Source organism: Polaromonas sp. P1_G2, from assembly GCF_056405515.1.
Map to the genome: position 1 here is coordinate 1 of NZ_JBFUBY010000125.1, position 11,652 is coordinate 11,652.

The 11,652-nt window shown below is 66.4% G+C and carries 11 protein-coding genes; 7 read left to right on the top strand and 4 right to left on the bottom strand.

The features are described from left to right. Together AC1D0P_RS14055 and AC1D0P_RS14060 are read right to left on the bottom strand one after the other, a co-directional pair. Nucleotides 1–801, bottom strand: an 801-nt coding sequence (locus AC1D0P_RS14055) for a sensor histidine kinase N-terminal domain-containing protein (protein ID WP_477677304.1), incomplete at its 3' end; no start/stop codon positions are given. Further along, nucleotides 798–1,457 (bottom strand): response regulator, encoded by a 660-nt coding sequence (locus AC1D0P_RS14060; RefSeq protein ID WP_477677305.1) that lies wholly within the window; start codon nucleotides 1,455–1,457, stop codon nucleotides 798–800. The genes AC1D0P_RS14055 and AC1D0P_RS14060, both read right to left, overlap by 4 nt. 216 nt (nucleotides 1,458–1,673) lie before the next feature. Here AC1D0P_RS14060 and AC1D0P_RS14065 point away from each other — a divergent pair, with 216 nt between their 5' ends. Beyond that, the gene (locus AC1D0P_RS14065) at nucleotides 1,674–2,966 is read left to right on the top strand and encodes a tetratricopeptide repeat protein (protein ID WP_477677306.1); all 1,293 of its coding nucleotides are present in this window, start codon (nucleotides 1,674–1,676) and stop codon (nucleotides 2,964–2,966) included. Nucleotides 2,967–2,983: 17 nt separating this feature from the next. Here the strand turns inward: AC1D0P_RS14065 and AC1D0P_RS14070 are convergent, their stop codons facing one another. Together AC1D0P_RS14070 and argH are read right to left on the bottom strand one after the other, a co-directional pair. Continuing rightward, the gene (locus AC1D0P_RS14070) at nucleotides 2,984–4,450 is read right to left on the bottom strand and encodes a rhomboid family intramembrane serine protease (protein WP_477677307.1); all 1,467 of its coding nucleotides are present in this window, start codon (nucleotides 4,448–4,450) and stop codon (nucleotides 2,984–2,986) included. Between the two features lie 19 nt (nucleotides 4,451–4,469). Then, entirely contained in the window at nucleotides 4,470–5,879 is a 1,410-nt protein-coding gene (gene argH, locus AC1D0P_RS14075) for an argininosuccinate lyase (RefSeq protein ID WP_477677308.1), read from the bottom strand. Between the two features lie 237 nt (nucleotides 5,880–6,116). Between argH and AC1D0P_RS14080 the strand changes: the two genes are divergently transcribed. The 6 genes from AC1D0P_RS14080 to AC1D0P_RS14105 are packed head-to-tail and all read left to right on the top strand — an operon-like array spanning nucleotide 6,117 to nucleotide 11,329. Next, entirely contained in the window at nucleotides 6,117–7,184 is a 1,068-nt protein-coding gene (locus AC1D0P_RS14080; RefSeq protein WP_477677309.1) for a sensor histidine kinase, read from the top strand. After that, nucleotides 7,181–7,921 (top strand): LytR/AlgR family response regulator transcription factor, encoded by a 741-nt coding sequence (locus AC1D0P_RS14085; RefSeq protein WP_477677310.1) that lies wholly within the window; start codon nucleotides 7,181–7,183, stop codon nucleotides 7,919–7,921. The genes AC1D0P_RS14080 and AC1D0P_RS14085 overlap by 4 nt, the downstream gene beginning before the upstream one ends. Before the next feature lie 56 nt (nucleotides 7,922–7,977). Continuing rightward, a complete protein-coding gene (locus AC1D0P_RS14090) occupies nucleotides 7,978–8,700 on the top strand; it encodes an FkbM family methyltransferase (protein WP_477677311.1) in 723 nt (240 codons plus the stop codon). 17 nt (nucleotides 8,701–8,717) lie between these two features. Continuing rightward, nucleotides 8,718–9,881, top strand: a complete 1,164-nt coding sequence (locus AC1D0P_RS14095; protein ID WP_477677312.1) for an AI-2E family transporter — start codon at nucleotides 8,718–8,720, stop codon at nucleotides 9,879–9,881. A gap of 58 nt (nucleotides 9,882–9,939) precedes the next feature. After that, nucleotides 9,940–10,716 carry a TerC family protein gene (locus AC1D0P_RS14100; RefSeq protein ID WP_477677313.1) on the top strand — a complete coding sequence of 259 codons (777 nt, stop codon included), beginning with the start codon at nucleotides 9,940–9,942 and terminating at the stop codon, nucleotides 10,714–10,716. Continuing rightward, a complete protein-coding gene (locus AC1D0P_RS14105) occupies nucleotides 10,709–11,329 on the top strand; it encodes a tRNA-uridine aminocarboxypropyltransferase (protein ID WP_477677314.1) in 621 nt (206 codons plus the stop codon). Before AC1D0P_RS14100 ends, AC1D0P_RS14105 begins: the two co-directional genes overlap by 8 nt. Nucleotides 11,330–11,652 lie beyond the last annotated feature (323 nt).

The window sequence follows — 11,652 nt, forward strand, 5'->3', positions numbered from 1 at the left end:
GTCTATGCCCTGGTTGAGCCGGGCGATGCCGGCCTCGCGTTCTGCGGGCGTGTCGCCGTTGCGGCGCAGGGCCTGGGCCTGCAGCTTGAGCGCCGTCAGCGGCGAACGCAGCTCGTGCGCCGCGTCGGCCACAAAATGTTTTTGCGCCTCGAAAGCGCCGCGCACGCGGCCGAACAACAGGTTGAGCTCGTCCACCAGCGGGCGCACCTCGTCGGGCAGCCCTTCGGCGGCCAGCGGCGACAAATCGTCGGCGCGCCGGCCCGCCACCTGGCGCCTGGCCCGCTCTATGGGCGCCAGCGAGCGGCTGATGACCCACCAGACGGCCAGCATCAGCAGCGGCGTCAGCAGCAAAAAAGGCATCACGGCGCGCACCGCCAGCGCGCGCGCGCGGGCCGAGCGCGCGTCCAGGTCCTGGGCGATCTGCACGGTCTGCAGCGCGGTCTGCAGGGTATAGACGCGGTAGCGGTTGCCGTGGGCCTCGACGTCGGAAAAGCCCAGCACCGCGCGCGGCGGCAGCGCCGAGCGGGTGGAGCGGAAGATCTGCGTGCCGTCCAGGCCCCAGATCTGCACATAGACCTCGAAGCGGTCGTCGTCGTCGGCCTCTTCGAGCGGCAGGTTCAGGGGCACGCCGCTGCGCAGCGAGCGCGCCATCTGCTGCAGGTGCTCGTCGAACATCGCATCGGCCTGCCGCAGCGCGCCGCGGTAGGCGGTGCCGGCTTGCAGGACGGCCGCGCCCAGGATGGCGGCGAGCACAAACCACAGCAGCCTTTTTCTGAGGGAATGCGTGGCCGGCTTTGTCATTGTTTGGGCACCAGGTAGCCAAGGCCGCGCACGGTCTGGATCACATCGTTGCCCAGTTTTTTACGCACGCCGTGGATGTAGACCTCGACGGCGTTGCTGCTGACGTCGTCTTTCCAGCTAAAGAGTTTTTCTTCCAGCTGCGCGCGCGAGAGCACCACGCCGGGGCGCGCCAGCAGGGGCTCGAGCACCGCCCATTCGCGGGCCGACAAGGTCACGGGCTGGCCGTTGAGGCTGGCTTCGCGTGTGGCCGGGTTCAGGCTCACGCCCTTGTGTTCAAAGGCCGGCTCGGCCCGGCCCGCGCTTCGGCGTATCAGCGCGCGTATGCGGGCCAGCATCTCGTCGGTGTCATAGGGCTTGACGACATAGTCGTCGGCGCCGGCGTCCAGTCCGCCGATGCGGTCGCCGACCGCGTCGCGCGCGGTGGCCACCAGCACCGGGGTGGTGTCGCGGCGGGCGCGCAGGGCGCGCAGCACTTCGAGGCCGTCGCGCTGCGGCAGGCCCAGGTCCAGCAGCACCAGGTCGTAGTGCTCGCTGCGCAGGGCCTCATCGGCCATGCGGCCGTCGCGCACCCAGTCGACCGCGTAATGCTCGGCGCGCAGCACCTGCAAAACCGTCTCGCCGATCATGGTGTCGTCTTCAACCAGCAATAAACGCATTGGGGGACCCTAATCAGAAGGTACAAGTATGCATGCACTGACTTAGGTGGGGCTTAAAAACCGGCATCCAGTGTGCTTCCGGTTTTGCTCTTTCTCCCAGGGGGAGAGGGAGCGAAGACAGGGGCCCGTCTAGAATCACCGCACAACAACAGGGAGCCGGGATGGGAGCGTTCGTTCAGGTGGGGTGGTCCGGTACAACACAGGGCGCGCTTTAGCATGGCGGCCGGCAAATCCGCGGTCAAGCCCTTCTGGCACCGCCTCAACAAATTCTTCGCATTTCCCTTCCAGGCCACGCCTTTGGCCTATGGGCTGTTCCTGGCGTTTTGCAGCCTGCTGCCCGAAGTGCTTTTTTTCCTGCCGCGGGTGCTCATGTTGGTGATGGTCGAGCTCGGCATCCTGCTGGCCGCAAGCCGCTACGGCTTCAAGGTGGCGGTGCTCGGCTCGCGCGGCATCGCGCGCGCCAGCGACTTTCCGTCGCGGCTGGATGACGAGTGGAGCAGCCTTCCCTGGAAGCTGTTCGGCGTCTTTGTCGTGCAGGCGGTCGTCCTGGGCTTCGTGGCCTCGGTCAACAGCAAGCTCGCCACGGCCGGGACTTTTGTGCTTTCCTTCCTGTTTCCGGCAACCGTGATTGTCCTGGTGCAATCGGGCAGTGCGATGCGCTCGCTGAACCCGGCCGCGATCTGGCGTGTCGTGCAGGTCCTCGGCGCGCCTTATCTCGCGCTGTGCCTGTTCCTGTTTTTGCTGAGCAGCGGCGCGCAGGTCGCGCTGGCGCTGCTGCTGCCCCGGGTCAGCCTGTGGCTGCTGGTGCCGCTGTTCAATTTTTCGTTCATTTATTTCGGCTGGGTCATGGCCAGCCTGCTCGGTTATGTGATGTACCAGCACCATGAGGCGCTCGAGATCGACCTGTTGCCGGGCGCCGGCGCGGACGAAGCACCGCCCGAGCGCCGCAGCCCTGAACAGATCGCACGCCAGGAGACCGACGCGCTGGTGGCCGAGCTGGTGACCGAGGGCGACATCCCCGCCGCGCTCAACATCGCCTACGAAGACCAGCGCGTGCGGCCCAACGACGTCGCCGCGCTGCGGCGTTACCACCGCGTATTGCTGATGGCCGACAAGACGCCGACGCTGCTGGAACATGCGAAACGTTTGATCGCGCTGCTGCTGCAGCAGGAGCTGGGGGCAGAGGCGGTCAAGGCCTGGCAGGACTGCCGTACCCGTGAGCCGGCCTTTGTCCTCGAGGATGCGGAGCAGACCCTGGCCCTGGCGCGCGCCGCCTGGCGCGGCGGCGACGCGCAGGCGGCGCTGGCCATGCTGCGCAGCTTCGACAAGCGCTTTCGCGGCCACGCCGCCATCCCGCAGGCCTACGAGCTCATCGCGCGGGTGTTGACCCAGGGCATGAGCCGTGCCGACATGGCCAGACCGGTGCTGGCCGTGCTTGAGGAACGCTATCCCGACAGCGAGGCGACGCGCGAGGTGCGCTGGCTGCTGCGCGACCAGCCGGCTGCCTGAAGTGGCTCAGTAGCGGCTCAGGCTTGCGTCAGCGAGCGCGTGGCCATGTCGTTGGGCGCCAGCCGCTGCAGGTGCGGCAGCCAGTACAGGGCGCGCTCGCGCTGCCCCGCGCGCAACCAGCCCTGGGCGCAGACACCCAGCGTGTCGGCGAGCCCCAAATGCTCCGGAGCGCTTTTGAGCAGCGCGCGGCACAGCTTGTCGGCGTCGTCGAACTGGCGGGCGCGCGTGAAGCGGCGCGCCAGCCGTGCCATGTCGTCGGGTTTGAGGCGCGCGCCGGGTTTGGCCTGGTCCAGGTAGGTGCGGTAGCTGGCATGCTGCAGTTCCAGCGTGGCGTCGTCGCTGGTCGCGAGGCGGAAGATGAGGCGCGCGGCACCGTGGAAGTCTTCGCTTGCCGGCTGCAGCCGCGCGGTGTTGAACCAGGCGCGCAGTACTTCGCCGTCGGTGGGCCGCAGTTTCGCCGCGGCACGCCATTGCGCGCAGGCAGCGTCGAATTTCATCCCGGCCGCCAGCCGTTTGGCCTCGGCGACGTGCTGGTCGAAGCCGTCGCCGGCCTGTTCGGCGGCCACCGGCGGCGGCGTGAGTTTGCGCCAGTGCATCGCCGCGGCCATCAGCAGCGCACCCGTGAGCAGCCCGCCCAGGTGCGCCATATAGGCCACGCCCTTGCCGCCGACGACGTGCTGCAACGCCTCGTTGGCGATCCAGGCCGGCAGCAGCAGCAGCGCGGGCGCCGTGACGTAATTGAAATAGAAGAACAACTGGTAGAAAAAGCGGATGCGGCGCAGGCGGTACATCACGGCATACATGGCCATCAAGGCGGAGACCGCACCGGAGGCGCCCAGGCCGTAACCGCCTTGCCCGGCATAAGCCCAGCCTGCCAGCAGCGAGGCACCGAGCGCGCCCGCGAGATAAAACGCCAGGTAAAGGCCGCGACCCAGCGCGAGTTCGACCGAGAAGCCGAACAGGAAGAGGAACACCATGTTGCCGATGAGATGGGAGGTGCTGGYGTGCAGGAAGGCCGCGGTGATCCAGGTCACGGGACGCAGCGGTGCGTCCTTGCTGTTGTCCTGGGCCCAGTGGGCGGTGAAGGGGGCTGGCTGCAATTTTTCGTAGCGGCGCCTGTCCTGCTGCCACTGCTCATGGGCCGGATTTCCGGGCCGGACGACAAGGCCGGCATGCAGGCGCGCCATGAAGGTTTTTTCGTATTCCAGGCCGTCGAGCAGGGCATCGTAGCGGCGCTGCTCCAGCATGCGCCTGGCCGCAGGTGCGCGGGGTGACCCGGTCTCTTCAAGCCAGCCGACAAAAACCGGCAGTTCCAGCGCCGGCAGGCTGCTCGAAAGATAGAAAGCCGCAGCCTTGTTCTGCGCATTTTCCTCGGCGCGCTGCGGGCCCCAGAACACCGCCATGTTCACCAGGATCAGCAGGATCGTCAGCCATGGCGGGTTGCGCCAGGTGGGCCGGTTTTCCAGCGGAATTGCGTAAAACATATCCCGCCGGTGCTTCAGTTCAGCCCAGCCGCGCGCGGTGCCGCGCGATCTGCGCCTTCACCTGTGCCGGCGCGGTGCCGCCCAGGATGTTGCGGGCGTTCAGCGAGCCGCGCAGGCTTAAACAGTCGTAGACGTCYTTTTCGATGCTGGGATTGAACTCCTGCAGCACGGCCAGCGGCAGTTCGGAGAGGTCTACCGCATGCGTGGTGGCGGCTTTCACGGCGTGGGCCACGGTTTCGTGGGCGTCGCGGAAGGGCAGGCCCTTCTTGACCAGGTAGTCGGCCAGGTCGGTGGCGGTGGCGTAGCCGCGCAGCGCGGCTTTTTCCATGGCTTCGGGCTTGACGGTGATGCCGCCCACCATCTCGGCGAAGATGCGCAGCGTGTCTTTCAGCGTGTCGACGGTGTCGAACAGCGGCTCCTTGTCTTCCTGGTTGTCCTTGTTGTAGGCCAGGGGCTGGCCCTTCATCAGGGTGATCAGGCCCATCAGGTGGCCGACCACGCGGCCGGTCTTGCCGCGCGCGAGTTCGGGCACGTCGGGGTTTTTCTTCTGCGGCATGATGGACGAGCCGGTGGTAAAGCGGTCGGGGATGTGGATGAAGCTGAAGTTCTGGCTCATCCAGAGAATCAGCTCCTCGCTCATGCGGCTGATGTGCACCATGGCCAGCGAGGCGGCGGCCGTGAATTCAATCGCGAAGTCGCGGTCGCTCACCGCGTCCAGGCTGTTCTGGCAGACCTGTGGCTTGCCGTTTTCATCGACCATGCCCAGGGTTTTGGCCGCGCGCTCGCGGTCCAGCGGGTAGCTGGTGCCGGCCAGCGCGGCGGCGCCCAGCGGCAGGCGGTTCACGCGTTTCCTGATCTCCTGCATGCGCTCGGCGTCGCGGCTGAACATCTCGACATAGGCCAGCATGTGGTGGCCGAAGCTCACGGGCTGGGCCACCTGCAGGTGGGTGAAGCCGGGAAGGATCACCTCGGCGTTTGTCTCGGCGATGTCGACCAGGGCTTTTTGCAGGTCGGTGAGAAGCCCGCCTATAAGGTCGATCTCGCCGCGCAGCCACAGGCGCACGTCGGTGGCGACCTGGTCGTTGCGGCTGCGGCCTGTGTGCAGGCGCTTGCCGGCGTCGCCGACCAGCTGGGTCAGGCGGGCCTCGATATTGAAGTGCACGTCTTCGAGGTCCAGCTTCCACTCAAAGGCGCCGGACTCGATTTCGGAGGTGATCTGTGCCATGCCCTTCTGGATGTCGGCATAGTCGGCCGCGGGAATGATTTTTTGCGCCGCCAGCATCTCGGCGTGGGCCAGCGAGCCGGCGATGTCGGCCTGCCACAGGCGCTTGTCGAAGAACACGCTGGACGTGTAGCGCTTGACCAGGTCGCTCATGGGCTCGGAAAACAGGGCAGACCAGGCTTGGGACTTTTTGTCGAATTGGTTCACGTCGGGCTTTCTAAGGGTAGCGGCCAGCTTGCCGGCTGTACCGGGCAGGCTGTGGATTCGGGGCGCCGGATGCGCTATTCTGGGCAAGCACGGGCCGGCGACGGCCTTGATTGTCTTTCAGGCCGCCGCCGCAAGGGGCGCGACCGGTGCAATACTCGGCATCTGGGTGATTTTATCCATCTGCCAATCCCCGGGAGCCCGCTCCCGCCGTTTTGTCGATATCCAAGCACGCACGCCATGAAGCCTTCGCCTGATCCGCACAATTTCGGGGAATCCACGCTGCTGGGCAGCGTCATCTCCGGCGACGAGGAGCCCGCGCGGCGCGGCGGCGGCACGCGCGCCAGCATGTTCGACGCCTGCCAGGTCGGCGTGGTGCTGCGGGCGGTGCTGTTCGCGGAGGCGGTGGTGGGCGTGTCCGCCATGTTCGGCGCCGACACCCCCCTTCAATGGCTGCTGCGTTTTGCCCTGCTGACCGGCGGGGTGCTGCCGGCCACGCTGGCCTGGCTGATCGTGGCCTGCGCCCTCAAGTCGCGGCTGAACCGGCTCAGGAACTGGCAGCAATGGACGGCCGGCGTGCTGCTGGGCGCGGGCGCGGGCCTGTACGGCTGCGGCCTGCTGTCGGTGATGGGGCTGCTGATGTGGGCGCCCTGGCGGGCCAGCGCGGCGGCGGGCGCCCTGCTGTCGGCCGTGCTGCTGGCGGGCCTGTTCTGGCGCGCCAAGGCGCGCACGCCGGCGGCCACGGCGGCGCGCCTGGCCGAGCTGCAGTCGCGGATACGCCCCCATTTCCTGTTCAACACCCTCAACAGCGCCATCGCCCTGGTGCGCGCCGAGCCGGCCAAGGCCGAAGCCGTGCTGGAAGACCTGAGCGAGCTGTTCCGCCACGCGCTGGCCGACCCGGCCGAATCCGTCACCCTGGGGCAGGAGATCCTGCYGGCCCAGCGCTACCTGGCCATCGAGCAGGTCCGCTTCGGCGAGCGCCTGCAGGTGCAGTGGAGCCTGGACGCCGACGCCGACCAGGCCAAGCTGCCGCCGCTGCTGCTGCAGCCGCTGGTGGAGAACGCCGTCAAGCACGGCGTGGAGCCCAGCGCCAGCGGCGCGCAGCTGCGGATTTCCACCCTCAAGCGCGGCAGCACCGTGGTGATCAAGGTCACCAACTCGACCCCGGCCGGCGCCGGCGAGCGCGGCCATGGTCTGGCGCTGGCCAATGTACGGGAGCGGCTGGCTTTGCTGCATGATGTCGAGGCGAAATTCAAGACAGTCTTCAAGGACGGCATATTTCAGGTACGCATGGAGATTCCCGCATGACACTCAAGGTACTGGTGGTGGACGACGAAGCGCTGGCCCGGTCCCGCCTGCGGACCCTGCTGGGCGATTGCAAGGCGCCGGCGGCGGTGGCGGGTGGGGAAGCAGCCGACGCCGAACAGGCCATGAAGGCCCTGCAGCGCGAGCCTTTCGACGCGGTGCTGCTCGACATCCGCATGCCGGGCCCCGACGGCATCGCGCTGGCCCAGATGATCGCGGCGATGCCGCGGCGGCCGGCCGTGGTGTTCGTCACCGCGCATTCCGAGCACGCGGTGCAGGCCTTTGAACTCGAGGCCGTCGATTACCTGACCAAGCCGGTGCGCCTGGAGCGCCTGCAGCAGGCACTGCAGAAAGTCGAACGCCTCGCGCAGGCGGCGCGCCCCGGCCCTGCCCAGGCCGCTGCGGAAATGCTGATCATCCAGGACCGGGGCCGCACCGAGCGCGTGCCGCTGGCCGAGGTGATCTATTTCAAGGCCGAGCTCAAGTACATCACCGTGCGCACGGCCAGCCGCAGCTACATCCTGGACGGCTCGCTGAGCGAGCTCGAGGAGCGCCACGCCCAGCGCTTCATGCGCATACACCGCAATGCGCTGATCGCGCGGCACGCGGTGCGCGCGCTTGAAAAACATTTCGACCCCGAGGAGGGCGAGGGCTGGGCGGTGCGGCTCAACGGCATTGACGAGCTGCTGGCGGTGTCGCGGCGCCAGCTCAGCGCGGTGCGCGAGGCCATCACCACCTGAGGGGCTTCCTCGGCCCCGGATTTCCCTTTTTTTGTTCCCGTTTCCCCTACTCATACATGTCCCAATACGTCGACTTCACCCAGCGCCACGTGCACCGCTTCAGCAACCAGCCCGCCGTCGAGCAGCAGCTGGTGCGCGAATTTTTTGGCGGCAAGACCGGGTTTTATGTGGACGTGGGCGCCAACGATCCCGTGCTCGATTCGCAGTCCCAGCACCTGGAGGCCTTGGGCTGGACGGGCTTGCTGGTCGAGCCCGACCCGGATTGCTGCGCGCTGCTGCGCCAGAGTCGCAAGGGCACGGTGATAGAGATGGCCTGCTCCAGCGCTGAAAACGCCGGCAAGCTGCTGCAGCTGAACCGCGCGGGGCCGCATTCGACGCTGGAAGACCGGCCCATCGCCCTGGGCGCCGTGGTCCGCTCCACCGTGGCGGTGCGTTGCGAAACCCTGGACACCATGCTGCGCGAACACGGCGCGCCCGTCGGTTTCGACCTGCTGTCCATCGACATCGAGGGGCACGAGCTGGTTGCCCTGTCGGGCTTCGACTTCGGCTACTGGCAACCCCGGCTGGTGCTGATCGAGGACCACGTCACCCACCACCACAAGCATGCGCTGATGCGCGCCAACGGCTACCAGCTGCTGCTGCGAACCGGCCTGAACAGCTGGTACGTTCCGGCGAAAGCGTCCTACACGTTTTCCTGGGCGGCCCGGTTTGAATATCTTCGTAAGTACTACCTGGGCCTTCCATCGCGGAAATTTCGCTATTCGCGCCCGGCGGCTTAAACGCATACGGGGGACACATGACACAAGAAGAAGCCGGCACGCCGCCTACCGGACCGGACGCGGCGCTGCCCGAGCCCGACCGGCTGCTGCTTCACATGCCGGTCGACATACGCAACATGTCGCTGGTGGTGCTGGCAGGCCTGGGTTTCCTGTTTGTACTGCACTGGGCCAAGGCCGTCTTCATTCCGGTGATGCTGGGCGTGCTGTTCAGCTACGCGTTTTCCCCGGTGGTCAACTGGTTTGAGGCCAGGCGAGTGCCGCGCTGGCTGAGCGCGGCCGTGCTCCTGCTGGCGATCCTGGGCGGCATAGGCACCACCGCCTGGTCGCTCGGCGACGAGGCCGCGCAGCTCGTGGAAGCCCTGCCCGCAGCGGCGCAGAAGTTCCGCCTGGCCGTGAAGGCGCGTACCGGCCGCTCCGACAGCGCGCTGGAAACCGTGCAGAAAGCCGCATCGCAGATCGAGCAGGCCGCGCAGGAGAGCTCGGCACCCGGCAACACGCGCGGCGCCATGCGCGTCGTGGTGGAGCCCGCGCGCTTTGACATCAGGCATTACCTGTGGTCCGGCACCATTGGCCTGATCGCGCTGGTGGGCCAAGCCACCGTTGTGGTCTTCCTGACGTATTTCCTGATGCTCTCGGGCGACACCTTCCGGCGCAAGCTGATCAAGCTGGCCGGCGACAGCCTGAGCAGCAAGAAGATCACACTGCAGGCGCTCAATGAAATCACCGGCCAGATCCAGCGCTACCTGCAGGTGCAGCTGCTGACCAGTGCGATCGTGGGCCTGTTGACCTGGCTGGCCCTGCTGGCCCTGGGGCTGAACAATGCCGCCGTCTGGGGCGTTGCGGCGGCCGTGCTGAACCTCGTGCCCTATGTCGGCTCGTTGGTCACGGCGACGGGCTCCGCGCTGGTCGGGTTCTTGCAGTTCGGCTCGCTCAACATGGCCCTCGCTGTGGGCGGGGCTTCGCTGGTCATCCATACCCTGGTCGGCAACCTGCTCACCCCCTGGCTCACCAGCCGCGCCAGCCGCATGAACCCTGTGGCGGTGTTTGTCGGGCTGCTTGCCTGGGGCTGGCTGTGGGGCGTGTGGGGGCTGCTGCTGGGCATTCCGATCCTGATGATCGTCAAGTCGATTTGCGACCGGGTGGAGGACTTAAAACCTATCGGCGAGTTCTTAGGCTCTTGACCGAATAACTGTATGCGGGGATAGACCTGCTGATGGCCCAGCGCCAGGAAAGACGCACATGATGGAACTGCTCACCGACCCGCAAGCCTGGGTTGCCTTTGCCACCCTGACCGCGCTGGAGCTGGTGCTGGGCATAGACAACATCATTTTTATCTCCATCCTGGTCGACAAGCTGCCCAAGGACAAGCAGGAAGTGGCGCGCCGGCTCGGCCTGTTCATGGCCATGTTCATGCGCATAGGCTTGCTGCTGGTGCTGTCGTGGATCATCGGGCTGGTGGAGCCGCTGTTCACCGTGCTCAAGCAGGAAATCTCGGGGCGCGACCTGATCCTGATCGGGGGCGGCCTGTTCCTGATCTGGAAGAGCACCGGTGAAATCCACCAGTCCATGGAAGGCGAGGAGGGCCACGCCTCCAGCACCGTCAAGGCCACCTTCGCCGCCGTGATCGTGCAGATCATGATTGTCGACATGATCTTCTCGCTGGATTCCATCATCACCGCCGTCGGCATGGTCGACAGCCTGGCCGTCATGATCGCCGCCGTCATCGCCTCGGTCGGCCTGATGATGCTGTTCGCGCCGGCCATAGGCCGCTTTGTGTCCACCCACCCGACCATCAAGATGCTGGCCCTGTCCTTCCTCGTCGTGGTCGGTGTGGTGCTGATCGCCGAAGGCCTGGACCACCACGTGCCCAAGGGCTACGTTTATTTCGCGATGGCTTTCTCGGTGGCGGTGGAGATGCTCAACATCCGCATGCGTCGCAAGACCGCCAAGCCTGTGCAGCTCAGGAACGCCTATTCGCCCGACGACAAGGCGGACAGCCCCCGCTCCCGTGACTGAGGCGGCCAGGCGCACCGGCTGCGCCATCTGCTTGCGGCCGCAAAGCGCCTGCATCTGCCAATGGATCACCCCGGTCGCGCATGCGGCCGAGGTGCTGATCCTGCAGCACCCGATGGAAGTGGACCACGCCAAAAACACCGGCCGGCTGCTGCACCTGAGCCTGCCGCGCAGCCGGATGCTGACGGGTGAAATGTTTGAGGAAGCCGGCTTGCTTGCTGCGATCGGGGAGACACCTGCCTATACCGTGCTGCTGTATCCGCCCACGCCGGAGGATGGCGAGGCGCCTGCTGCCCTGGATGCTGAGCGGCTCAAGGATCCGGCGGGTGTGCGGTTGGTGGTGCTGGATGCTACCTGGCGCAAGAGCCGGAAGATGCTGCGTCTCAATCCTTTGCTTCGGAAGTTGCCGCGGCTGTCAGTGGACGAGGCGCCGGCTTCGAACTACCGGATTCGGAAGGCCCATAAGGTGGGGCAGCTTTCCACGCTGGAGGCGGTTTGTTCTGCATTGGCTCGGCTTGAAGGGGATGCTGGGCAGTATCGGGCGCTGCTGCGGGCGTTTGAGGGGTTTGTTGCGCAGCAGATGGGGTACGCTGGCCGGGTCTTGCTCCGGCCTTAGTGCGCTCCTCCTCTGTTCTCTCTGCTGAGGGCGGCTGGCCGGGGTTGCCGGCAGCAACTCACTTTCTTTTGCTTCGCCAAAAGAAAGTAAGCAAAGAAAAGGCGACCCGCAGTCTGGGTCCCTGCGCTTCGCTACGGGCAACCTGCGGTGCTCGACTACGGCGGGGTCTCGCGCAAACTCGCTTCGCTCAGACAAGCGCGATCCCTGATCCGCCTACGTCTGCGCTCCTCGGCCCAGCCAGGACGGGGCAATCGGGAACGGGAGCGGGGACAAAATACAAAGAAGATAAAGAAGACAAATACAAACAAGGACTCGCCACGGCG